The organism is Nonomuraea corallina (assembly GCF_027620315.1).
In the GTDB taxonomy this organism is placed as follows: domain Bacteria; phylum Actinomycetota; class Actinomycetes; order Streptosporangiales; family Streptosporangiaceae; genus Nonomuraea; species Nonomuraea corallina.
Genome location: NZ_JAPNNL010000001.1, coordinates 54456 through 76002, shown reverse-complemented (window position 1 = coordinate 76002; position 21547 = coordinate 54456). Strand labels below are relative to the sequence as shown.

At 71.9% G+C, this 21547-nt stretch carries 21 protein-coding genes; 10 read left to right on the top strand and 11 right to left on the bottom strand.

Annotated features, from left to right (window positions below; translation table 11 throughout):
- The first annotated feature begins 412 nt into the window (after positions 1-412).
- From OUY22_RS00375 to OUY22_RS00360, 4 genes are all read left to right on the top strand, one after another.
- Positions 413-3232, top strand: coding sequence for an AfsR/SARP family transcriptional regulator (locus OUY22_RS00375; RefSeq protein ID WP_270152558.1), 2820 nt, complete (start codon positions 413-415; stop codon positions 3230-3232).
- A 465-nt stretch (positions 3233-3697) separates the two neighbouring features.
- Entirely contained in the window at positions 3698-4234 is a 537-nt protein-coding gene (locus OUY22_RS00370; RefSeq protein WP_270152557.1) for a TlpA family protein disulfide reductase, read from the top strand.
- Positions 4231-6075, top strand: coding sequence for an ABC transporter ATP-binding protein (locus tag OUY22_RS00365; RefSeq protein ID WP_270152555.1), 1845 nt, complete (start codon positions 4231-4233; stop codon positions 6073-6075). Before OUY22_RS00370 ends, OUY22_RS00365 begins: the two co-directional genes overlap by 4 nt.
- Before the next feature lie 8 nt (positions 6076-6083).
- Positions 6084-6521 carry a S26 family signal peptidase gene (locus OUY22_RS00360; RefSeq protein ID WP_270152553.1) on the top strand — a complete coding sequence of 146 codons (438 nt, stop codon included), beginning with the start codon at positions 6084-6086 and terminating at the stop codon, positions 6519-6521.
- Here OUY22_RS00360 and OUY22_RS00355 read toward each other — a convergent pair.
- The 3 genes from OUY22_RS00355 to OUY22_RS00345 all read right to left on the bottom strand — a co-directional run bounded on the left by OUY22_RS00355 (position 6511) and on the right by OUY22_RS00345 (position 9665).
- Positions 6511-7038 (bottom strand): MauE/DoxX family redox-associated membrane protein, encoded by a 528-nt coding sequence (locus OUY22_RS00355; RefSeq protein WP_270152551.1) that lies wholly within the window; start codon positions 7036-7038, stop codon positions 6511-6513. The genes OUY22_RS00360 and OUY22_RS00355 overlap by 11 nt on opposite strands.
- Positions 7039-7374: 336 nt before the next feature.
- A complete protein-coding gene (locus tag OUY22_RS00350; RefSeq protein WP_270152549.1) occupies positions 7375-8913 on the bottom strand; it encodes an alpha/beta fold hydrolase in 1539 nt (512 codons plus the stop codon).
- A gap of 140 nt (positions 8914-9053) precedes the next feature.
- Positions 9054-9665 (bottom strand): DUF2975 domain-containing protein, encoded by a 612-nt coding sequence (locus OUY22_RS00345; RefSeq protein WP_270152547.1) that lies wholly within the window; start codon positions 9663-9665, stop codon positions 9054-9056.
- A gap of 182 nt (positions 9666-9847) precedes the next feature.
- Between OUY22_RS00345 and OUY22_RS00340 the strand changes: the two genes are divergently transcribed.
- Positions 9848-10669: an inositol monophosphatase family protein gene (locus OUY22_RS00340; RefSeq protein WP_270152545.1), complete on the top strand. Its 822-nt coding sequence runs from the start codon at positions 9848-9850 to the stop codon at positions 10667-10669.
- Positions 10670-10685: 16 nt separating this feature from the next.
- Here OUY22_RS00340 and OUY22_RS00335 read toward each other — a convergent pair whose 3' ends face one another.
- Positions 10686-11378 carry a class I SAM-dependent methyltransferase gene (locus OUY22_RS00335; RefSeq protein ID WP_270152543.1) on the bottom strand — a complete coding sequence of 231 codons (693 nt, stop codon included), beginning with the start codon at positions 11376-11378 and terminating at the stop codon, positions 10686-10688.
- A 69-nt stretch (positions 11379-11447) separates the two neighbouring features.
- A complete protein-coding gene (locus tag OUY22_RS00330) occupies positions 11448-12047 on the bottom strand; it encodes a hypothetical protein (protein ID WP_270152542.1) in 600 nt (199 codons plus the stop codon).
- Positions 12048-12154: 107 nt separating this feature from the next.
- Here OUY22_RS00330 and OUY22_RS00325 point away from each other — a divergent pair, with 107 nt between their 5' ends.
- Positions 12155-12415 (top strand): hypothetical protein, encoded by a 261-nt coding sequence (locus OUY22_RS00325; protein ID WP_270152540.1) that lies wholly within the window; start codon positions 12155-12157, stop codon positions 12413-12415.
- A 33-nt stretch (positions 12416-12448) separates the two neighbouring features.
- On the opposite strand, the gene OUY22_RS00320 is transcribed toward OUY22_RS00325, so the two are convergent.
- Positions 12449-13060, bottom strand: coding sequence for a hypothetical protein (locus OUY22_RS00320; protein WP_270152538.1), 612 nt, complete (start codon positions 13058-13060; stop codon positions 12449-12451).
- Here OUY22_RS00320 and OUY22_RS00315 point away from each other — a divergent pair.
- The 3 genes from OUY22_RS00315 to OUY22_RS00305 all read left to right on the top strand — a co-directional run bounded on the left by OUY22_RS00315 (position 13059) and on the right by OUY22_RS00305 (position 16352).
- Complete coding sequence (locus OUY22_RS00315) at positions 13059-15215, top strand: DEAD/DEAH box helicase (RefSeq protein ID WP_270152537.1); 2157 nt, start codon at positions 13059-13061, stop codon at positions 15213-15215. The two genes, OUY22_RS00320 and OUY22_RS00315, sit on opposite strands and share 2 nt — an antisense overlap.
- Before the next feature lie 237 nt (positions 15216-15452).
- Positions 15453-15980 carry a VHL beta domain-containing protein gene (locus OUY22_RS00310; protein ID WP_270152536.1) on the top strand — a complete coding sequence of 176 codons (528 nt, stop codon included), beginning with the start codon at positions 15453-15455 and terminating at the stop codon, positions 15978-15980.
- Between the two features lie 81 nt (positions 15981-16061).
- Positions 16062-16352: a YiaA/YiaB family inner membrane protein gene (locus tag OUY22_RS00305; protein ID WP_270152534.1), complete on the top strand. Its 291-nt coding sequence runs from the start codon at positions 16062-16064 to the stop codon at positions 16350-16352.
- Positions 16353-16358: 6 nt separating this feature from the next.
- On the opposite strand, the gene OUY22_RS00300 is transcribed toward OUY22_RS00305, so the two are convergent.
- The 3 genes from OUY22_RS00300 to OUY22_RS00290 are packed head-to-tail and all read right to left on the bottom strand — an operon-like array spanning position 16359 to position 19437.
- Positions 16359-17009 carry a response regulator gene (locus OUY22_RS00300; RefSeq protein WP_270152532.1) on the bottom strand — a complete coding sequence of 217 codons (651 nt, stop codon included), beginning with the start codon at positions 17007-17009 and terminating at the stop codon, positions 16359-16361.
- Entirely contained in the window at positions 17006-18133 is a 1128-nt protein-coding gene (gene macS, locus OUY22_RS00295) for a MacS family sensor histidine kinase (protein WP_270152530.1), read from the bottom strand. Before macS ends, OUY22_RS00300 begins: the two co-directional genes overlap by 4 nt.
- Positions 18134-18183: 50 nt before the next feature.
- Positions 18184-19437: an MFS transporter gene (locus OUY22_RS00290; RefSeq protein ID WP_270152529.1), complete on the bottom strand. Its 1254-nt coding sequence runs from the start codon at positions 19435-19437 to the stop codon at positions 18184-18186.
- Positions 19438-19522: 85 nt separating this feature from the next.
- Here OUY22_RS00290 and OUY22_RS00285 point away from each other — a divergent pair, with 85 nt between their 5' ends.
- Positions 19523-20110: a CGNR zinc finger domain-containing protein gene (locus OUY22_RS00285; protein WP_270152528.1), complete on the top strand. Its 588-nt coding sequence runs from the start codon at positions 19523-19525 to the stop codon at positions 20108-20110.
- A gap of 12 nt (positions 20111-20122) precedes the next feature.
- Here the strand turns inward: OUY22_RS00285 and OUY22_RS00280 are convergent, their stop codons facing one another.
- Positions 20123-21052 carry a hypothetical protein gene (locus tag OUY22_RS00280; RefSeq protein ID WP_270152527.1) on the bottom strand — a complete coding sequence of 310 codons (930 nt, stop codon included), beginning with the start codon at positions 21050-21052 and terminating at the stop codon, positions 20123-20125.
- A complete protein-coding gene (locus OUY22_RS00275) occupies positions 21049-21492 on the bottom strand; it encodes an RNA polymerase sigma factor (protein WP_270152613.1) in 444 nt (147 codons plus the stop codon). Before OUY22_RS00275 ends, OUY22_RS00280 begins: the two co-directional genes overlap by 4 nt.
- Positions 21493-21547: the final 55 nt, after the last annotated feature.

Sequence of the window (21547 nt, the reverse complement as noted above, 5' to 3'; positions counted from 1 at the left end):
GCTCTGCTCAGCGTCGGCTTCCTGGCCTTGCAGTTCGAGCTGCCCGATGACCGGGCGCAGTGGCTCGCCACGATCGCCGACGCCCGTGCGGGCGCGGCGATGGGTGGGCCCGGTGCTGTGGGTCTGGCTCGCGGCCGGCCTGTTCGCCGCGCGCCAGGACGACTTCAGGTCTTCTGCAGTGACTGGCTGAGCCGGGCGTTCGCTGTCCTGGCTTCGATCACGAAACCGCCTCCTCCTGTGGTGCGGGTGCGAGGCGGTGCGTGCTCGGCGCGGAGCCGGCGTTTGCCGCGTACGGCATCCCGGGATCACGCGGGCTAGGGTGACGGGTGACCGTCGACCGAGCGGGGGTTCTGTTCGGCGGGCGTTTCGCGGTCGTGCGCGCGAGTGCCGTACGCGACACGCGGAAGGGGGCGTGATCGTGGAGTTCAAGGTGCTGGGTCCGTTACGGGTCCGGTCCGGGGACGTCGTTCCGGCCTTGGGGCCGCGCAAGCAGCGGCTCCTGCTCGCGGTGCTGCTCGGTCACCCGCATGGCGGCTTCTCCGCCGACTACCTGATCGACGCGCTGTGGGGCCCCGCGCCTCCGCCTTCCGCGGCGGCCAATCTGCGGCTGTACACGCGTGGCCTGCGCATGATCCTGGGAGCGGACCGGATCCTGCGTGAAGGTGGTGCCGGTTACCGGCTCGACGTCGACTGCGCCGAGGTCGACGCCTGCCGGTTCGTCGCTCTGGTACGGGACGGCCAGGAGGCGTTTACGGCGGGGGATCCGGTCAGGGCTCGGCGGGTGCTCGGTGCGGCGCTGGAGCTGTGGCAGGGATCCCCGTTCGCGGACCTCTCGGCCGAGTCCGCCCTCGGCGAGGAGCGGTCCCGTCTGGAGGAATGGCACCTGGTCGCCCTGGAACAGCGGATAGAGGCGGACCTGCGCCTGGGGGAGGACGCCTCTCTGGTGGCGGAGCTCTCCGCCCTGGTGAGCCGGCATGCCTTCCGTGAGCGGCTGTGGTCGCAGCTGATGCTCGCTCTCTACCGGTCCGGCCGGCGGGCGGACGCTCTGCAGGCTTATCGACGGGCACGCCGTGTCCTCATCGACGAGCTGGGCCTGGAGCCGGGCCAGGAGCTGCGTTCCCTGGAAAGGGCCATCCTCATCTCCGACCCGGAGCTCGACCGGTCGCGACGGGCGGACGGCCCGGAGCTCCATCGGTCGCGAGGGACGGACACCCCGGAGCTCCCGGCCCGGCCACCGGTGCCCGCCCAGTTACCGGGCGGTCCGCTCGGATTCGTGGGACGCGACGACGAGATCCAGCGTCTGGACGAGATCACGGCGGACGCCGGAGTGGTCGCCGTGGTGGGTCCCGGGGGTGTGGGGAAGACGGCCTTGGCGGTCCGGTGGGCTCAGCTCTCCCGCCACCTGTTCGCCGACGGGCAGCTTTTCGTGGACCTGAGGGGGTTCGGGCCCGAGACGCCGCTGCATCCGGGGCTGGTGCTGGAGCGCTTCCTGCGGGCCCTGGACGTCCCGCCAGGGCGGATCCCCGCCGAGACGGAGGAGCGGGCAGCCTTGTTCCGGTCGCTGATGGCCGACCGGCGGATGCTGGTCGTGCTGGACAACGCCGCCTCGGCCGGTCAGGTGCGCGCGCTGCTCCCGGGGGCCGGGCGGAGCCTTACCCTGGTCACCAGCCGGCTCCGCCTGGACGGTCTGGCCACCACGCACGGCGTGCCGCGGATCTCGCTCGGGCCGCTGCCGATGGCCGACGCCGTCGCCCTCATCCGGGAACGGCTCCCTCACCACGGGAGCGTCGCGGGCACGGAGGAGCTGGCAGAGCTGTGCGACCGGATTCCTTTGGCCCTGCGGATCGCCGCCTCGCGCCTGGAGATGTCGACCTACGATTCGGCCGTCGCCGAGCTGGTGGCGGAGATGGCCGACGAGCGCGTACGTCTGGACAGGCTGGCCGTCGACGAGGACGAGATCTCGGTACGCGCGGTCCTGCGCGCCTCGCTCCGCCCGCTGAGCGAGCCCGTCCGCAGGATGTTCCGGCTCCTCGGGCTCCACCCCGGCCCCAAGCCGTCCCTGGCCGTCGCCGCCGCCCTGGTGGGCGGCACGACCGGCGAGACCCGGGTACTCCTTGGACGGCTCGTCTCCGCCCACCTGCTTCAGCCGGTGTCCGGCGACCACTACGTGATGCACGAGCTGGTACGGATCTACGCCCATGAGCGATGCCTGGCCGAGGAGAGCGCGGACCAGCGGGACCAGGCCATGACCGCCATGCTGACGTGGTACCGCGACGCCGCGAACGCGGCCGATCGGGTGCTCCGGCCGAAGGAGCGGCCCAACTTCAGCTTCCCGACCCGGCCCATGGACTTCGCCGACGACAACGCGGCCCTCGCCTGGTTCGACGCCGACGCCGCGAACCTGAACGCCGCCGTACAGGGCGCGGCGCGTTCACATCCGGCGCTGGCCTGGCAGATCGTGGCGGCCATGTACAGCTGGCTGCAGCGGCGCCACCACACGAGGCAGTGGGCCGACCTGCACACCGTCGCGGCGGAGGCGGCCGTGAGGGCCGCGGACCCCGCAGGAGAGGCGATGATCGTGGGGCGGCTGGCCGTCATCCACAGCCTGATGGGCCACACCGAACGCGCCGTGGCGGCCTGCCGCCGAGCGCACCGGCTCCGGCTCGGGCTCGGAGACACCTTGGGCGCGGCCACGGCCCTGCTCAACCTCGGCGCCGTGTACATCAACGCCCGCCGCCCGGAGGAGGCCATCCGGTGGCTGGAGGAGGCGGCCGGCCTGGGTGCGTCCCTGGAGGACGCCCATCACTTCCACGCCCTGCTGTACAGCAACCTGGGTGAGGCGCACCACCTCGTCGGGCGGCTCGACCCGGCGATGAGCCACTATCGGACGGCGCTGGAGATCAGTGAGACGGGCTGCGGCGACCGGGACATCGCCCAGATCCTGGTCAGCATGAGCGCGCTCCACCGCGACATGGGCGCGTACGAGAGTTCGGTGTCGTGTGGCGAGCGGGCTCTGGCGCTCGCGGTCCGCACAGGGGACACCCTGCTGCGCGCGGGAGCGCACGTGGCGCTCGGTCTCGCCCACGGCGCGCGGGAGCGCACCGAGGAGGCGACGGCCCACCTCGAAGCCGCGCTGGCCGTTTACGAGGAGCTCGGGCACGACGAGGCCGGAGCGGTCCGCGATCACCTCGACCGGCTCGGTGCGCACCTGCCTGGTGAGGCTCCCCGGTAGGGGATGCGGTCCTCCCATATACGGCAGATATACGAGGACTATCTCCGCCGATGCCACGATCTCAGTGGCCAACGCACTACGGGGGATTTCGTCTTTCCGTGGCCGTGGCATCTGTCCGTCTGACGCCGCGCGGCCCATGCTGTCGCGGTTCGTCGAACCAACAGCAGAGAAAGGCACGACAGGCATGACCAGAATTGCCGAAAAGGTGGCCGATCGTCTCCTCGGCGTATTCGCGCCGGCCGTCACAGCGAAGGCCGACCCGTGCTCCTGCAGCGGATCGGGCTGGTACTGGGGCGCGGCCTGCGACACCGGAGGGTGGTACTACAAGTGGCGCTGCAACGGCTGCCACTGGGTCCGTAGGTGTGAGAAGAGATATCACTGACCGAATTCCGGGACGGCGACCGGACCATGGTCGCCGTCCCGCACCAGCCCTTCCGTCACTTCGACAAGGATGAGAGACATCGCATGACGCCGTATCTGCTCGCGGGCGTGATTCTCGTCGGGCTGATCGGAGCCCTCAACCTGATCCTCACGTTCGGCGTCATCCGGCGGCTGAGGGAGCACGACAGAGCGCTGGCCGGGCATTCGGCCCCGGACCAGGGCGTCCGCGTCGGCGGCGCCGTCAGGGGTTTCACCGCGGTGACCGTGGACGGCGACCCGCTGACCCGCGCTCATCTCACGGGCCGGACCGCGGTGGGATTCTTCTCCACGACCTGTGCTCCGTGCCTGGAACGCCTGCCCGAGTTCGTGGACCACGCCCGTGCCTTCCCCGGCGGCCGCGACCAGGTGCTCGTCGTCGTGGTCACCTCGCGGCCGGAGGAGGCGCAGGACTTCGTCGGCCGGGCGCGGTCCGTGGCGCGAGTCGTGGTGGAGCGGTTCGACGGGCCGATCGCCGGCGCCTTCGGGGTCACGGCGTTCCCCACCCTCGCGCTGGTGGAGGAGGGCATGATCGTGGCCGGCGGGACCACGCTCGAGGACCTGACCGCCAAGACGCCCGCATGACGGCCGCCCCCGCTCGCCGGACGCACCTGGAGGGACTGGCCGCGGCGGTGGCGCTGGCGATGCGGGCGGCTCCAGGCCATCTCGCGCTCGAACTCGTGATGACGGTGGCCGGCGCCGCTCTGCCGGTGACGGCGGCCTGGCTCACCAAGCTGGTGCTGGAGCAGGTGGTGGCAGCCGGACCGGTCCCGTCCCTGGGGGGCCTCGCCCTCGGCTTGGCCCTCGTCGGCGCGGCCGCGGCTGCGCTGCCACAGATCACCCAGTACGTCCGTAGCGAGCTGCGGCGGCGGGTGGGGCTGCTCACGCAGGACCGGCTCTATAAAGCGGTCAACACCTTTCCCGGCCTGAGCCGGTTCGAGGAGCCGCGCTTCCTGGACCGGCTCAGGCTCGCCGAGCAGGCGGCCGACGACGCCCCTGCCGCGCTGGTGCTGGGCGCCTCCGGGCTGCTCCAGGCACTGGTCACCGGGCTCGGCTTCCTCGCCTCGTTGTACGTGCTCAGTCCCGTCATGGCACTGCTGGTGATCGCGGCCGCGGTGCCCGCGCTGCTGGCGGAGCTCGCGCTGTCGCGGCGCCGGGCCACGATGATGTGGCGGATCGGGCCCGTCGAACGCCGGCGGCTGTTCTACTCCGCCCTGCTGTGCGACCCCCGGGCGGCCAAGGAGGTGCGTCTGTTCGGCCTGGGCGACTTCCTCCGTGAACGGATGCTCGGGCAACTGCGCACCGCGCACGCCGCGCAGCGCGGGACGGACCGCCGCGAGGCCGCGGTCCAGAGCTGGCTGGGGCTGCTGGGCGCCGTGGTGGCCGGCGCCGGACTGGTCTGGGCTGTGCTGGCGGCCGGCCGGGGCACCCTGACGGCGGGCGACATCATGATGTTCGTGGCGGCGGTGGCCGGCGTACAGGCGGCGCTGACCGGCCTGATCCAGCAACTGGCCCGCGTACACCAGGAGCTCCTGCTCTTCGACCACTACCTGCGGGTGGTGCGCGCGGCGCCGGACCTGCCGATCGCCGACCCGCCGGCCCGGCTCCCGGCCCTGCGCCGGGGCGTCGAGTTCCGAGACGTGTGGTTCCGCTACTCCGACGCGCACGACTGGGTGCTGCGCGGCGTCAGTTTCACGATCCCCTACGGGCAGTCGATCGGGCTGGTGGGCATCAACGGCGCGGGCAAGAGCACGCTGGTCAAGCTGCTGTGCCGGCTGTACGACCCGACGCGGGGCGCCATCCTGTGGGACGGGGTGGACCTGCGCCAGGTGTCGCCTGCGACCCTGCGGGAGCGGGTCGGCGCGGTCTTCCAGGACTACATGGCCTACGACCTCACCGTGCGGGAGAACATCGGCCTCGGCGACCTGGACGCGCTGCACGACCAGTCCAGGATCGAGGACGCCGCCCGGCGCGCCGGGATCGACCACCTGGTGGCGTCGCTGCCCCGGGGGTACGACACGCTGCTCAGCAGGATGTTCCCGCAGGATCCGGACGACGACGGCTCGGGAAGCGGCGTCACCCTCTCGGGCGGTCAGTGGCAGCGGCTGGCTCTGGCCAGGGCGTTCCTCCGGGAGAACCGGGACCTGCTCATCCTCGACGAGCCGAGCTCGGGCCTGGACGCCGAGGCCGAGGCGCGGATACACGCGAGCATCGGCGCGTACCGCGGGGACCGTACCAGCCTGCTGGTGTCCCATCGCCTGGGGACGCTGCGCGACGTCGATCGCCTCGTCGTGCTCGGGGGCGGCGTGGTGACCGAGACGGGGACGCACGCCGAGCTCATGGAACGGCGGGGTGGCTACGCCCGGCTGTTCTCCCTGCAGGCCCGGGGATACGCCGACGAGTCGGCCGCGGCGGCACCGGGATGACCGCGGTCGTGCTGGCGGTTGGCGGCGGGCTGGTCGCGCTCTGGCTCTGGGTACGGCGGCGGCTGGTCGTGGTCACGGTCGAGGGGCCCAGCATGGAGCCGGCCCTCCGGGACGGGGACAGGGTGCTGGTGCGCCGGGTGCCGCTGCGGGAGGTACGCGCCGGGCAGGTGATGGTGGCACGCAGACCGTCCCCACCCGGTCTGCCGGGAGGCTCGGGGCCCTGGCTGGTCAAGCGGGTGGTCGCGGTGGGAGGGGATCCGGTGCCCGCGGAGGTACGGGCGGTCGTGGACGCGGGCGACGACCGCGTACCTCATGGATGTCTGGTGGTGCTGGGCGACAACCGGGCGCGGAGCGCCGACTCCCGGCACTGGGGGTACATCACCGCGGAGCACCTGCTCGGCGTGGTGCACCGCGGCATGTCGCCGGGCGGACCCGTCAACGCTTGACGGCGACGGGGCGGAAGAGCTCGGCGATGTCGTCGAGGCGTACGACGACCAGCACGCAGACCGCCGCCGCCGCGGCGGCGATCACCATCCCCGGGACCTCGACGCCGCCCGGCGTCGCGGCGAACGTCGCTCCCAGCGCCGCCAGCGCCGCCACGATCAGCACCAGGTTGCGGATGACGTGATGCCTCCCGACGGGCGTCTCCGACGCGCCGAAACAGTGACAGGGCGCCGCCTTCTCCCGCTTCAGGGCGCGCACCAGCGCGTAACCGAACCCACCGAGCGTGACCGCCGCCAGGGCGAATCCCACGGGCGCGGTGACCGGCACGGCGACCAGCACCACGATCGCCGCCTCCGCCACCACGGCGAGCAGACCGAGCCATCGTGCCCGCCCCGGGTCCACGGCCAGCAACGTGCCGGTCGCCGTGATGAACTCCCGGAACGCCTGACGGCTGCGCACCTTGCCGGCCAGGGAGACCAGGAAGATCCCCACCACCAGCAGTTGACCCCAAACCACCACATAGCCCATAACGACAACTCCGTATCAGGGGCGGTCATCCCAGCCCTCATTATCGAACGACCGCCTCGGAACAGAACAGATCATCCTCCCGTGGGCTTCCACGGTGCGGGCCTGGTGAGTGCGGCCGCAGGTCCAGGGGGAGACCGGGTCGTCTGGGCGTCACGGGCGGACGCCGACGCGTGGACGGCTCGGACCGTCGCACCGAACGGGGTGTCCTTTCCCGAGTCACGTACGGCGGCGCCCGTTTCGGTGCACGGGCAGGCCCCAGCGGCCCCCGAGGCCGGTGCTTCTCGGGGGCCGCGCGGGTTCGGGCGGGTTCGGGCGGGTTCGGGCGGGTCAGGACACGGGTGAGGTCGCCCAGTGGTTCGCGTCGGCCGGCCAGTTCTGCGACGGCGTCTGCTTCCTGGGCGCGCTCTCCTGGAGGGTGCCCACCGCGCATCGGGTGCCGTGCGGCGGCACCTTCAGCGAGATCAGGTACTCGTCGAAGATGTCCGTCTGGCACTTGTCCTTGCCGTAGATGCGGTGCCCCCAGCCCTCGTAGGTGAGCAGCACCGCCTTGGGCCCGAGCTGGCGGGCCGCGTTGGCGGACCAGATCCACGGGGTGGCGGGGTCGTGCAGGGAGTTGCCGAGCAGTAGCGGGGCGTCGCCCGTGTACCGCAGCGCGTGGGGCGGGTTGGTGGTCGGGTAGTTCATGCAGATCGGCAGGTCTTCGATCGGGTACGGGTGATACCGCGTGTCGGGTGCGAGCGTGTTGGAGACGCGCATGAGGGCGGCGTACTCCGCGTAGTTGCGCACCCGGAGGTCGTAGTCCTGGCAGAGCACCGTGGTCGGCAGGTGCGCGACGTCACCCTGCACGGGCTGCCGGCCGGGCAGCGGGGGGATCCACGACGGCGGCGGCCCGCCGTCCAGCCAGTTGATCAGCTCGCTGAGCAGGTGCCAGGCGGGTCCTTCGGTGCCCAGGGCGGCGTTGTGGATGACCTGCACCTCGGTCATCGGCTGGCCCGTGCTGGGGTATGTCAGCTCGCCGCGCCGCGCCTTCTCCCGCAGGTCCTTCCAGATCGCGCGGATGTCGCGGCCGTGCAGGACGCAGCTGGGCTCCTGCTCGCACCAGCCGACGAACTGGTCGAAGGCGTCCTCGATGGCGATCGCCTCGGTGGACAGGAACCCCGCCACGCCGAGGCTGTGGTCCATGTTGCTGTCGAGGCCCAGGGCCCGGACACGGCCGGGGAACAGTTCGGCGTACATCTGGCCGATCAGCGTGCCGTACGAGATGCCGTAGTAGGTGAGCTTCTCCTCACCGAGGGCGGCGCGCAGCGCGTCCAGGTCGCGGGCGACGTCGGCGGAGTCGACGTGGTCGTACAGCGGGCCGGTACGGGCGCGGCAGTCAGCGTGCAGTTGCTTGGTGAAGGTGTTCCAGGCGTCGTAGTCCGCCTGGCTTCTCATGACGGTGTGCGGCATCCGGTTGTACACCGACGCCGAGCAGATCACCGGGTTGCTGCGGCCCACCCCTCGCGGGTCGAAGCCGACGATGTCGAAGTGCCGGCGCAGTTCCTCGGTGTAGGAGCCGGGGGCGCCGTACACGGCCTCCACCCCGGACCCGCCCGGACCGCCGGGATTGATCACCAGCGAGCCGATCCGCGCGGCCGGGTCCGTGGCCTTGCGCCGGGCGACGGCGATGTCGACCTTGGCCCCGTTCGGCTTCGACCAGTCGATGGGCACGGTCAGCGTGCCGCAGTCGGCGGCGGGTTCCTCCTCGCAGGGCGTCCAGGCGATGGTCTGCGGCGTCGTCCCCTCGGTGTCCGCGTCGGCCGCCGAGACCGGTAAGACCGTCATCATCGCCAGGAAGGCGGCGAACCAGGTGGCTCTCTTTCTCACGATGCCCCCGCATCCAGTTGATCTTTCTGGGAGCGTGCCACGCTAGCAAAATCGTCCGCTATTCGCTGGAAAAAAATGGCGCTATTTCTGGATAAGTACCGATCTGATCCGGTGACTCCCTGTGAAGACCGGCGGTTCGGTCAGACCAGGCCCTGGACGTCGGAGCGGAGCTTGCCGCCCTGGCGGAAGAACTCGGCCAGGGTCAGCACGCCCACACTGACGATCGGCGCCCACCTGTAGTCTTCCGCGGCGGACAAGCCCGCTCCCTGGAGCGGGGTGCCGGCGACCAGGGTGTGCAGGACCCAGGCGTCCACCCCCGGGATCGCCGCGACGCACATCAGGAGTACGCCGATCACGGTGAGCCTGGTGGCGTTCTTCGGCGCGAAGGGATCATGCCGGCGGAAACTGCGCATCAGCAGGAGAAGCGGCACCGCGACGGCACAGAGCAGCGACATGAGCAGCAACTCGGGCAGGATCAGAAGGAAGCTCTGCCACGGGCTGGGCTCCGTGATGGTGAGCGTGGCGGCGAAAGCGGGCTCAGCGAGGCTGACCGTTCCCGGAGGGCCGGTGCGCGTGGGTGTCGGATCGTCGGCGGTCGCTGTCGCAGAGGGGTCGACGAAGACCGCGCGCGCGTCGGCCCTGGAGTCGCCGAATACGCTGAAGAGGCTGATCAGAAGCAGGACCAGCGCGAAACCGAGCCCTGCCCATACGAGCCATTCGAGGGCGCGGATGCTCCCTGGCGGTTTGGTCATGGCCGGCCTCCTCGCTGGGATGGCGATCCTCGTTACAACGATAAACGATAAACTCGTCGGGGTCGAGGCCAAGTGAGGAGCCTGGCTCCAGATCGCCGAACGGGCTCGCCTACCCTGTTAAATAGGCCACCGACCGCCTTCGGCCAGGCGTTCACCTCGATCTGGGAGCTCAGCGAACCCGTATGACCACCGACGTCCGCGCCCTCCTGCCCATCGCCGAACGCGCCGCCGGCGTCGCCGCCGACCTCATCCGTACGAAGGCGCCCGGTGTCGTCACCGCCAAGGGTGACCGCGACATGGTCACCGAGGTGGACTACGCGGTCGAGCAGGCCGTACGCGACTTCCTCGCCCGTGAGACACCCGAGATCGCCTTTCTCGGGGAGGAGGAGGGTCTCACCGGCGCCGGCAGAGGTCTCACGTGGGTGCTCGACCCCGTCGACGGCACCGCGAACTTCGTGCACCGCATTCCACTCTGCGCCGTCTCCCTCGGGCTCGTCGACGGGAACGTCCCCACGCTCGGCGTCATCGACCTGCCGTTCCTCGGCACCCGCTACACCGCCGCGCAGGGCGCGGGCGCGCGCGCCGACGGCACGGTGATCCACGCCGGTGACACCCCCGACCTGGGCGAGGCCATCGTCTCCGTCGGCGACTACGCGGTGGGCGTGGGCGCGCGGGAACGCAACCGGCCCCGGCTCGCCCTCACCCAGGCGCTGGCCGCCCGCGTCCAGCGCGTCCGCATGTTCGGCTCCGCCGCCATCGACCTGGCCTGGGTCGCCGACGGCAGGACCGACGCCCTGGTCATGCTCAACAACAACCCCTGGGACACCGCCGCCGGCGTCGTCATCGCCCGCGAGGCCGGAGCCGTGGTCGTCGATCTCGACGGGAGCTCCCACACCATGGACTCCCAGGCCACCATCGCCGCCGCCCCCGGGATCGTCGCCGCCCTGATGGAGCTCATCACCGAGACGCACGAGGCCGCCGAGCACGGTGGGAGCCCATCCTGAGGCGACGCCCGGCGCCTCAGCGGCGTGGCGGGCCGGCGTCCTGGCCGGCCACGTCCTTACCGGCCACGTCCTTGGCTGCCAGCAGGAACACCCGGGGAAAACCGCGCCGCTCGTCCTGCTCGCCGGGGAACACCACCCGGGCCGTCTCGACGACGCCGCGCTCGCGCAGCATGCCGGAGATCAGGTCCGTGGACCATCGGTAGGCCGGCGTGACGGCGTGGTCGTACGGCTCGGCCGGCTGTGCGGGATCGTCGGTCGCGGAGAAGGAGAGCAGCAGCCGCCCGCCGGGCGCGAGCACGCGGGCGAACTCGTCGAACACCTCGGGCAGCCGCTCCGGCGGGGTGTGGATGATCGAGTGGTGGCTGAAGACGCCGCCGACGCCGCCGTCCGCGAGGTCCAGAGCGGACATGGAACCGGTCTCGAAGGCGATGCCCGGATGTTCGAGGCGGGCCAGTTCGATCATCCGCGGCGACAGGTCGATCCCGAAGGCCGGTCCGCGCGCGTGCAGGTACGCCGTGTAGTGTCCCGGCCCGCAGCCGAGGTCGGCGATCGGCCCGGCGTCCGCCGCCCTCACCAGGTCGGCGAAGGTGTCGATGACGGCCCGGTCCAGCGGCTTGTCCGCCAGGTAGTCGCGGAAGAGCGCGCTGTACTCGGCCGCCCTCGCGTCGTAGGCAGTGCGGGTCGTTTCGAGGAATTCGGCTCCGGTCATCATGGGCCAACCTAGCCCTTCCGGAGCGCGGCCCAGCCGATGGTCGGCAGGCTCGTATGGACCGGTCTGTCAGCAGACCCCGGGCAGCGCGCACACCTTGGCGGCCATCTTCCTGGCGTGCTTGGTGAGCCGGCCGGGAGCGTAGTCCCCCTCGGAGGTCGTGTAGATCATCAGCGCGCTGCCCCGGCGCGCGACGACCCCGGTGATCGTCTCGTTGGCATGGCCGTCCTGCCAGGTCCGGTAGCCCATGCCCGCGGCCTCGTCGCCCGCCTTGACCTTGCTCGTACGCCAGCGGACAACGAGGCGGGGCTCGGACGGGGAGCTCTTGCGCGCGCACCGCTTGACCTCGGTCCGCAGCCGGGTGAGCGCGGCGCGGGCGGCACGAGGGCTCTTGTAGAGGACGAGCTGTTCGGAGGAGGCGCTGGGGGCGGAGGACCAGTGGGTGATCGTGCGGGCCGCCACCCTGCCGCGGTCGGCGGCGCGGCGGTGAAGACAGGGGTTCACCGTCAGCGGCTCGGTGAGCCTGTCGCTGATCGTGTAGCCCATCTCCTCCGCGAGATGGGGGTCGAGCCTCTCGCGCGCGGCGGCTTCGGTGAACAGGAAGTTCTTCGGTATGTCGGTGACGGTCACCGGGGAAAGGGCCAGGAGTAAGGAGAGCGTCGCGGTCATCACGGAGCGTTCGACGCCGCGGGGACGGAGGAGGTTCGCGGAAGGACGATCCGCCGCTCACGGAGGTGGGTGAACGCGCCGGGACCGCGGGCTCGTAGGATCGCGCCATGAAGGTCATCGGTGTCCCCGTCCAGGTGTGGGGCGCGATCGCGCTGGTTCTGGCCGTGGTGTGGGTGGTGGTGTGGCCGCAGCGTCAGGTCGACGGCCTGGCCTACCTGATCCTGCGCTGGGGGCACGCGCTGGCATGGCTGCTGCTCGGTCTCGCGGCGTTCCTGGCGCCTTTCACGGCGACGGCCGCGAAGGTGGCGGGGATGGGCGCCGGGGTGGTCTACCTGGCGTTCATGGCCACGATCGTCACCACCGGCTGACCACCCGCTCCGCGCCGGAGCCGCCGCGGGCGATCAGGAGTGGGCGGCGCGGATCTCCGTCACGGTGAACGCGTCGACGATGTGCCGGTTCTGCACCAGGAAGCCGACCACGCCCGCCACCGCCTCCACGGCCAGGGCGGCTCTCACCTGGGCGCTCAGAAGGTAGACGAGGGGCGTCGACGGCTGGGTGAGCATCAGGGCCCGGTCGTGGCGGTGGACGTCCTGCAACGCCCTGATCGGGATCGGCCGCTCCGTGGTGAACCAGGCCGCGACATCCCACAGCGGCAGGGCCTGGTCGACGTCGGCGGTGGCGTAGTAGCAGGTGACGCAGCCGTTGCCGGCGTGCTCACCGTGCGGGCAGGTCCACTGGGCGAGGTCGGCCCGGCTCTGGTCACGCGTGCTCAGGATCGCCGCCTCGGTGACGCGGCGGCGCGGTGGCCTGGACCGGTCCTCCCAGGGAGAGAATGAGTCGTTGCCGATGATCGGATCCCCTTCCGTGGCCCCATCCGATACGTCGAAATCTAGTCTCGCTACCCCGCCCGCACCCGTACAAGCGGCAGGAGTCGCGGCACCTCTTGATCTGACAGGGCGGATCGACGGCCTCGTTCCCCGGTCCGTGAGTCCGGGGGATACCTTCGACTCCATGGGATCGCCGTCCGCCGGGGATGTCCGGGGCCTGTTACGACGCGCGCGACGGCTGCTGGGCGACGCCCGGGAGCTGATCGCCGAGTACGACCGGGCGGTCGCCGAGGCCCGGGCCGCGCTCGAACCGCTGCGCATGCGGCAGGTCAGGGCGGAGCTCGGCGCCATGCCCGTCTCCCGGCTGAAGGACGTCACCAGTGGCCGGCTGCGGTTCGGGGCGCTGCGCGACGCCGGTTACGCCACGGTGCTCAGCGTGCTGGAGGCGACCCCGTACGAGCTGCAGAAGGTTCCCGGGGTGGGGCAGCAGACGCGGGGGCAGGCGCAGAAGGCGGCGGAGCGGCTCGCGCGAGCCGTGCGGGAGTCCGGCGCCGTCCACATCGACGTCGACGACCGGGACGCGGAGACCACCCGGCTGCTCGTCGCGCTGTCCCGGCTGGTCGCCGTCGGTCCCGAGCTGGTCCGGGCCCGGCGTACGGCCCTGGAGGTCGTGCGGCGGCTGAGCGTGCTGATCGCGCGGGCCCGCCCGCTCAGCTCCTGGCTGCGCAGGCTCCTGTCCGGAAGCCGCCGCCTCGGCCGCGCGACCGAGGCGGCCACGCAGCTCGCCGGTCTGCTCCGGTACGAGACCGAGACCAGGTTGCTGATCGCCCAGGCCACGACGGACCTGCTGCGCCCGCCGCCCGACGGCGCCCTGGCGTGGATCGACTTCGAGCTCCGCGCCGCCGACTACTACAACCTGCTGGCGGAGCTCTCGGCCGTGGCGCCGTCGGACCAGGCCGCGGCCGAGGGCTTCCTGCCGGAGGACCTGGCCGGGCGGGTCAGGGCGCAGGAGCTCGACGACACCCTGCGGCGGGTGTCGCTCCGCGGCTATCAGGCGTTCGGCGCGCGGTTCGCGCTGGCCCAGCGCCGGGTGATCCTCGGTGACGACATGGGGCTGGGCAAGACGATCCAGGCGATCGCCGTGCTCGCGCACCTGCACGCGCGGGGCGCGACGCATTCGCTGGTGGTCTGCCCGGCGAGCGTGCTGGTCAACTGGCTGCGCGAGATCGAGGGCCGCAGTTCGCTCCAGGTCTACAGGCTGCACGGCGATGACCGCCTGCTGGCCCGCGAAGCGTGGCTCGCCCGGGGCGGGGTCGCCGTCACCACGTACGACGGGCTGCACGCCTTGGACCCCGTGCCGCAGGTCGGGGCGTTCGTCGTCGACGAGGCGCACTATGTGAAGAACCCTCGGGCCCGCCGCTCCAAGGCCGTCGCCCGGTGGTGCGAGCACGTCGAGACGGTGCTGTTCATGACGGGCACGCCGATGGAGAACCGCCTCGACGAGTTCCGCGCCCTGGTGGACCGTCTCCGGCCGGGGTTGCTGGACGGCCCGGTCCAGCCGGCCGGCGGGGCGGAGGGGTTCCGGCGGGCCGTCGCGCCCGTCTACCTGCGCCGCAACCAGCAGGACGTGCTCACGGAGCTGCCCGAGCTGGTCCACAGGGACGAGTGGGAGGAGTTCAGCGCCGCCGACGCCGCCGCCTACCGGGAAGCGGTGGAGGCCGGGGCGTTCATGGCGATGCGCCGCGCGGCCTACGCGGTGCCGGAGAAGTCCGCCAAGCTGGAACGGCTGCGCGAGCTGGTCGACGCGGCGGCCGGGGCCGGGCTCAAGGTCGTGGTGTACTCCTACTTCCGCGAGGTGCTCGCCGCCGTCGGCGGCGCGCTCGGCGCGCCGGTTCACGGGCCGCTCGACGGCGGGCTGACGCCGGGACGCCGTCAGGAAGTGGTCGACGCGTTCTCGGCGGTCCGGGGCCACGCGGTGCTGCTCGCGCAGATCCAGGCGGGCGGGGTCGGGCTCAACCTCCAGGCGGCCTCCGTCGTGATCCTGTGCGAGCCTCAGGTGAAGCCGACGCTGGAGAGCCAGGCCGTGGCCCGCGCCTACCGGATGGGGCAGGTACGGCGCGTGCAGGTGCACCGCCTGCTGACGCCCGACAGCATGGACGAGCGCCTGCTGGCGATCATGCAGTCCAAGGCCGCGCTGTTCGACGCCTACGCCAGGCGCAGCCACCTCGCCGAGTCGACGCCCGACGCCGTCGACGTCTCCGGTGAGGCGTTGGCCGAGCAGATCGTGCGGGAGGAACGCGAACGCCTCGCCGCCGCGAAGCCTGACGGGAGTCTCGCCTGACGCGACGGCCACGCCCTGCAAGGCCGTGGCCGGAATGGTCCACCGTGTCAGCCAGAACCGTATGTACCGCGTCTCTTATGAGGATGTATTCCTTGAATTAGCGGAGTGTTCTGTGTTCTGGAGGGTGACATGGCGAGTTCCTCCCCGAATTCCCGCGGATGGCTGGGGCCCCGCTCTGTAGCTTTTTGGACGGTAATAGCAGGAATTGTCGGCGTTTTAACCCTTGTTGTCACCGTCGTGCCGCTGTGGAAGGGGACCCTGATATCTGTCGAGTCGCCCGCCCCGACCAGCGCGTCCCCCACCGAACCCAGCCCGGAGCCCACCCCGGAGCCCACCCCGGAGGCCACCCCCGAGCCCACCGAAGAAACGACTGAAGAGCCCACGGAGGAGCCGACCGAAGAGCCGACGGAAGAAGCCGCGGACGAACCGACCGAGGAGGAAACGGAGGCGCCCGACCCGAGTTCCTACCGGTATTCGTTCACCCACGTCGGCGCCAGCGCGTACGCCTGCTCCGTGGAAGGCCGTCTCCATTCCGTGAGCGGGTGGCCCTCGTCGTTGCTGGTCATCAATGAGAGCCCGCATGCCGTCCAGATCCATTGGCTGGACGGCTCGGGAAACCGGCAGCAGTACACGACGCTGCAGCCCGGCTACAACTGGCGGGTGGACTCCTTCGGCAACCACGCCTGGCTGATCGCCGACCACTCCGCCAACTGCGTCCAGATCTTCGGCCTGTCCGGCGGCGGCGCGACCATCACCGTCTCCTGACGTCCACGACGGGGGAACCTCCCAGAGAAGTTAGGTACGCGTACTCAGGCGGACGTCCTGCCCGTGCCGGACCCTTGGCGCATGACCAAACCAGTCCAGCCCACCATGACGGCCGCCTACTACGCGCAATGTGTCATCTCGTTCGCCGTGGCGATCGGCAGCGTGGCGATCGGCCTGATCTTCCTGCCGGTCAACCCCTGGGTCCGCGCGTTCCTGGCGGTCGCGGTGCTCTACACGGTGACGTCCGCGTTCGGTCTGGCGAAGTGCGTGCGGGACCGGCAGGAGAGCTCCAACATGTCGAGCCGGGTCGACCAGGCGCGGCTGGACAAGCTGCTCGCCGAGCACGACCCGTACAAGGTCGACAGCAACTGAGCCGGTCTACGCCTGGTCGAGTCCGCGTTCGATCGCGTAACGGACGAGTTGCACCCGGTTGTGGAGGTGGAGCTTGTTCAGGGTGTTCTGCACGTGGTTCTGCACGGTGCGGTGGCTGAGGACGAGCCGTTCGGCGATCTGCCGGTACGACAGGCCCTTGGCGACCAGGCGGAGCACCTCGGTCTCGCGGTCGGTGAGGCGCGGGCCGTCGTCGACGGGCCGCTGGGTGGCGAGACGCCGGTACTCGCCCAGCACCAGGCCCGCCAGTCCCGGCGTGAAGACCGGTTCGCCTTCGGCCGTGCGCCTGACGGCGTCGAGGAACTCCTCCCGGCCGGCCGACTTGACGAGGTAGCCGGAGGCGCCGGCCTTCACGGCTTCGAGCACGTCCTCGTGCTCGCCGCTCGCCGACAGCACCAGGACGCGGGGCGGAGGGTCGGCCGCCGCGAGCCCTCTGGCCACCTCCACCCCCGGCAGGTCGGGCAGCCTCAGGTCGAGGACGACCATGTCGGGGCGTACGGCGGCGGCGACGCGGAGCGCCTGGCGGCCCTCGCCCGTGGCCGCCACCACCTCGTGCCCGGCGTCCTCCAGGTCGCGGGCGACCGCGTCGCGCCACATCGGGTGGTCGTCCACCACCATCACCCGCAGCGCCCCGGTCATGCGCCAACTGTAGACGGGTGGGCGGGGACGACGAGTTCGATCTCGGTCCCTTCGCCGGGCGCGGAGATGAGGGTGACGGTGCCGCCCAGGCCGGCGATCCGGCCCTTGATGGACTGGGCGATGCCGAGCCTGCCCTGCGCCTCGGCCTCCTGGAGGCGTCCGGCGGGGATGCCGGGGCCCTCGTCGCGCACGGTGATGGTGATCAGGTCGCCGTCGTGCTCGGCCAGGACCCAGGCCCGCGCGTCCTCGCCGCAGTGCCGCCGGACGTTGTCGAGCGCCGCGCCCACGGCCGCGACCACCTCCCGGGCCTGGCCCGCGGGGAGCGGCAGCGGGGTCGCGGGCGCCGAGACGGTGACGGCCGGCGTGGTGAACCGGCGTAACCGGGCCCCCAGATCGACGAGGCCGGCACCGTCCTGCTCCGCCGTGGCAGGACCGCTGCGGATCAGCTCCCGTACCGCGGCCTCCTGCTCTCCGGCGAGCCGGCCCAGTTCGGCGGCCTCCCCGCCGATCTCCTGCCCCCGGCGCTGCATCAGCGCCAGGACCTGCAGGACCGAGTCGTGGATGCCGCGCGCGAGCCGCTCGCGCTCCCGGTTGGCCGCCTCGATCTCCACGGCCCGTTGCAGCCGTTCCTCCGCCTGCTTGGTCAGCCGGGCGACATGGCCGACGACGGCGCCGGCGAGGATCAGCAGGACGGCGCCGTTGACGGGAAGGGACAGGGACTCGTCGAGGCCGCGGATCCACAGGTCGGCGAGCGACAGGAGGACGGCCGTGACCGTCCCGGCCCGCCGTCCGCCGTGGACGGCCCAGGCGAGCACGGGCCCGCCGACCCAGGTGGCCGTCACCGGCATCAGACCCGCCCGGCCGGCCTCGGAGCCCTGGACGTGGACGGAGGCCAGCAGGCAGCCGAGGGTGACGAGAACGTCCACGACCAGGAGCGCGCGGCTCCTCCTCACGGAGTACGCGACGGTGGTGACCGCCGTCCAGACCGCCATCACGCCGAGGACGAGCCACCCCGCGACGGGCCGCTCGTAGCCGCCGGAGGTCGCCAGCAGCAGCGCGGCGTAGCCCAGGGAGGCGACGCGGTAGACCGCGATCGCCCGCCAGAACGACCCTTCGATCCCCATATCGCCCTGACTCTACGACGGTTACGCCCGGCCGGGAGGCCGGCGGTCCGTCACGAGGTGAGGGCGCCGCCGGTCTCGGTGGTGGAGCTCTCGGCGGCGGACGACAGGTCGGTACGGAACGCGTACCGGAGGAAGGCCGCCATCACCGCCAGGGCGAGCGCCGTGGCGACGGCGAACGCCGCGCGCACCCCCCACACCTCCGCGATCACCCCGGCCACGGCCGCCCCCGGGGGCAGCACGCCCCAGCTGATGACGCGTGAGGCCGCGTACACGCGGCCCAGCAGCTCGGGCGGGGAGAGGTTCTGGCGGATGGTGGCCACGAGGATGCGCCAGACGCTCGCCCCCGCGCCCGCCACCACCGCGCCCGCGGCGACCGCCCAGGCGGGGGCGCCGACGGCGACCGGCAGGACCAGCAGCACGGTGCCGGCGGCGTCGGCGACGAGCAGGGTGGTCACGCCGAACCGGCGTCGCAGCGGCTCCACGACCATGGACGCGACCAGGCCGCCGACCGCCATGGCGGTGAGCAGCAGGCCGTACTGGGCGGTGCTGAGGCCGAGCGGTCCCGGGGCGACCGCGTACACGACGAGCAGGGCCGTGGCGGCGGCCCAGACGAGGTTCATCGCGGCGGTGTAGAGGGTGAGGGTGCGCACCACCGGCTGCCGCCACAGGTGGCGCAGCCCGGCGACCAGGCCGCCCCGCCGGGGTTCGGCCGCGCGCGGCTCGGCGGGGGAGAGGGCCATCACGAGGATGCCCGCGACCGCCAGGACGTAGAGGACGGCGCCGGCGCCCGTGGCCAGGGCGAGCGTGGTGCCGGCCAGGAGGCCGGCCAGGGGCGGGCCGGCGAGCTGGTTGGTGATGTTGATCGTGGCCTCGATGCGGGCGTTGGCGCGGTTGCGGGCCGCGGGGGCGACGACGCGGGGGATGGTCGAGGTCAGCGCCGTGTCGACGAGGGTCTCGGCGACGCCCAGCAGGACGGCGGCGAGCAGGATCAGCGGGATCGACAGGGTGCCCGTCAGGTGGGCGGCGGTCAGGCCAGCCAGCACCGCCGCGCGGGCCAGGCTGACGCCGGTGAGCAGGGCGCGCCGCTCGACGCGGTCGACGATCCAGCCCGCGTGCAGGCCGAAGAGCGGCCAGGCCAGGGTGAGCGCGGTCGTCACGGCGGCGACCTGGCCGGGCGAGGCGCCGATGGCGAGCGCCAGCAGGGGGAGAACGAACAGGGCCATGCCGTCGGCGAGATTGGAGGACCCGGTGCCGAACCACAGCCCGTTGAACGACCGGCCCAGCGACGTGGGGAGCAGACGCATCCGTCACACCTTTCAAAGACCGTTGAACGGTAAGACCGCGTGGTCTCACCTGTCAATAACGGTTGATTGGTGAGATAGTGGAGGCATGACCGAGGTGGAACTGGTCGGCAACGCGCTCTGCCTGGACTTCGCCAACACCGTCAACGCCCGCCCCGTCGCGGCGCGCGACTGGCTGGCGACGCCCGAGCAGGCGCTGACCTGGGCGCGCGCCGCCGGCCTGCCCGTCGAGGACGCGGCGGGGCTGGCCGAGGCGCGGGAGCTGCGGGAGGCGGTGTTCCGGATCTTCGAGGCGCTCGCCCGCGACGGGTCCCCGCCGCGGGCGGACCTCGACGCGGTGCTGGCCGTCCACGCAGAAGGAGCCGCCCGAGCCCGCCTGGAACCGGCCGGCGGGACGTACGGGCAGGCGGGCGGGCAGGCGGGCGGGCAGGCGGGCGGCGGGGCGTACCGGCTGCGCTGGGAGGGTCCTCGTACGGTGCGCGTGCTGATGTGGGAGGTGGCCGCGTCGGCGGTCGAGCTCCTCACGCACGGGCCGCTGGACCGGCTCGGCGCCTGCCCGTCGTGCGTGTGGCTGTTCCTGGACACGAGCAGGAACCGGCGGCGCCGCTGGTGCAGCATGACGACCTGCGGCAGCCGCGACAAGTCCCGCCGCTACTACGCCACCCGCTCGGCGTAGCGGCGACGCCGCCTACGGCGCGGGCCGGTCCAGGTCGAACGCGACACCGGCCGGGCGGATCGTGCGCACCATCGGGTCCTTGAGCAGTTCGCGCAGCCCGCGGACCGAGGCGGTCTGATCGACATAGCCGTAGGCGAGCCCGGCCTCGGACGCCTTGCGCAGCCGGTCCAGCGACAGGTCGAAGGAGCGCAGGTTGGCGTCGTCATGGTCGCGCAGCAGGCCGACCCAGTCACGGAACTCCGGCAGGCCGCCGCCGCACATCTCCTCGGTCATGTCGCCGCTCCGGCCGGGACCGCGCCCGTCGAGCCAGTAGTCGTGGCCCCAGGTGATCGGGAGAGCGCCGGGCCTGCGCTCGTACACGACCCTGTCGGCGCAGGAGCGGTGCCGCTTCAGGAACGCCCGGAGCTCGGCCTCGCCGAGCGGCCGCTCGAACTCCACCACCGACAGCGTGCTGAGGTCGGCGGGCAGCCGGGCGAGCACCTCCCGCACGTCGTCCTTGGGCGCCAGCGTGGTGCCGACGTCGAACAGGGCCTGCGAAAGCCTGGTGTTGGCGCTCACCCCTAGCGGCAGGCGTCCCACGCGGCCGAAGAAGTCCTGACTGATCGTGTACGACGCGGTCCCGGCCGGCCAGGCCCCGACAGGCCCGAGGGGGCGGGCGGCCACCTCGAACGACATCGACACGGGCGTGGTCTGGCAGCAGGAGCCGATCGTCACGCTGTAGGCCGGGCTGTACATCTTGAAGGCGGTGCCGAGCACGGCCCCCATGCGGATCTCGCGGTCGCCGCGGGTCTGGGCCAGGGACGAGCCCACGGTGGCGGTCACCGCGAGCAGCGCCAGCACGGCCAGGACGATGGCGACCGTCCTGGCCAGTCCTCGCCGGACCGCGCGACGGGTGCGACCGGGGTCGAAGTCCGGCAGATCTGGAATCTCGGGCATGTTCATGGGGTCTCCCGGTAGAGATCGGCGAAGGCGGCTCTCGCGCGCCACACCGCGGTCTTGATCGAGCTGTGCGTCCTGCCGGTCATCGCGGCCACCTCCACCATCGAGAAGCCCTCGAGGTAGACCAGCGCGAGAAGCCGGCGCTGCTGCTCGGGCAGCCGGTCGAGCGCGTCGCGCACGTCCAGCGCCGCCACGTGCAGGGGCGGCACGCCCAGTTCGCCGACGTCGGGGAGGGCCAGTTCGCGGCGGTTCCTGCGTAAGTGGTCCACCAGGGTGTTGCGCGCGATCGTGAGCAGCCACGCCGCCGCGTTCTGCCCCCGCCAGCCGAGCAGCGCCCTGGTCGCCTTGATGAAAGTCTCCTGCGCCAGGTCCTCGGCGAGATGCGGGTCACGGGTCCTGCGCAGGAGGAACCCGCACACGAGCGGCCAGTGCTCGCGGTACAGCTCCTCGATGATGTCGCCCCCCGAACGGTTTCGATGGTCACGTCAAAGGCAGACG

Excerpts from the sequence above, each read along its gene's own strand:
- OUY22_RS00370 (WP_270152557.1), top strand. The coding sequence starts at position 3,698 with ATGACGCCGTATCTGCTCGCGGGCGTGATTCTCGTCGGGCTGATCGGA.
- OUY22_RS00365 (WP_270152555.1), top strand. The coding sequence starts at position 4,231 with ATGACGGCCGCCCCCGCTCGCCGGACGCACCTGGAGGGACTGGCCGCG.
- OUY22_RS00345 (WP_270152547.1), bottom strand. The coding sequence starts at position 9,665 with ATGACCAAACCGCCAGGGAGCATCCGCGCCCTCGAATGGCTCGTATGG.
- OUY22_RS00340 (WP_270152545.1), top strand. The coding sequence starts at position 9,848 with ATGACCACCGACGTCCGCGCCCTCCTGCCCATCGCCGAACGCGCCGCC.
- OUY22_RS00335 (WP_270152543.1), bottom strand. The coding sequence starts at position 11,378 with ATGACCGGAGCCGAATTCCTCGAAACGACCCGCACTGCCTACGACGCG.
- OUY22_RS00330 (WP_270152542.1), bottom strand. The coding sequence starts at position 12,047 with ATGACCGCGACGCTCTCCTTACTCCTGGCCCTTTCCCCGGTGACCGTC.
- OUY22_RS00325 (WP_270152540.1), top strand. The coding sequence starts at position 12,155 with ATGAAGGTCATCGGTGTCCCCGTCCAGGTGTGGGGCGCGATCGCGCTG.
- OUY22_RS00315 (WP_270152537.1), top strand. The coding sequence starts at position 13,059 with ATGGGATCGCCGTCCGCCGGGGATGTCCGGGGCCTGTTACGACGCGCG.
- OUY22_RS00320 (WP_270152538.1), bottom strand. The coding sequence starts at position 13,060 with ATGGAGTCGAAGGTATCCCCCGGACTCACGGACCGGGGAACGAGGCCG.
- OUY22_RS00305 (WP_270152534.1), top strand. The coding sequence starts at position 16,062 with ATGACCAAACCAGTCCAGCCCACCATGACGGCCGCCTACTACGCGCAA.
- OUY22_RS00300 (WP_270152532.1), bottom strand. The coding sequence starts at position 17,009 with ATGACCGGGGCGCTGCGGGTGATGGTGGTGGACGACCACCCGATGTGG.
- macS (WP_270152530.1), bottom strand. The coding sequence starts at position 18,133 with ATGGGGATCGAAGGGTCGTTCTGGCGGGCGATCGCGGTCTACCGCGTC.
- OUY22_RS00290 (WP_270152529.1), bottom strand. The coding sequence starts at position 19,437 with ATGCGTCTGCTCCCCACGTCGCTGGGCCGGTCGTTCAACGGGCTGTGG.
- OUY22_RS00285 (WP_270152528.1), top strand. The coding sequence starts at position 19,523 with ATGACCGAGGTGGAACTGGTCGGCAACGCGCTCTGCCTGGACTTCGCC.
- OUY22_RS00280 (WP_270152527.1), bottom strand. The coding sequence starts at position 21,052 with ATGAACATGCCCGAGATTCCAGATCTGCCGGACTTCGACCCCGGTCGC.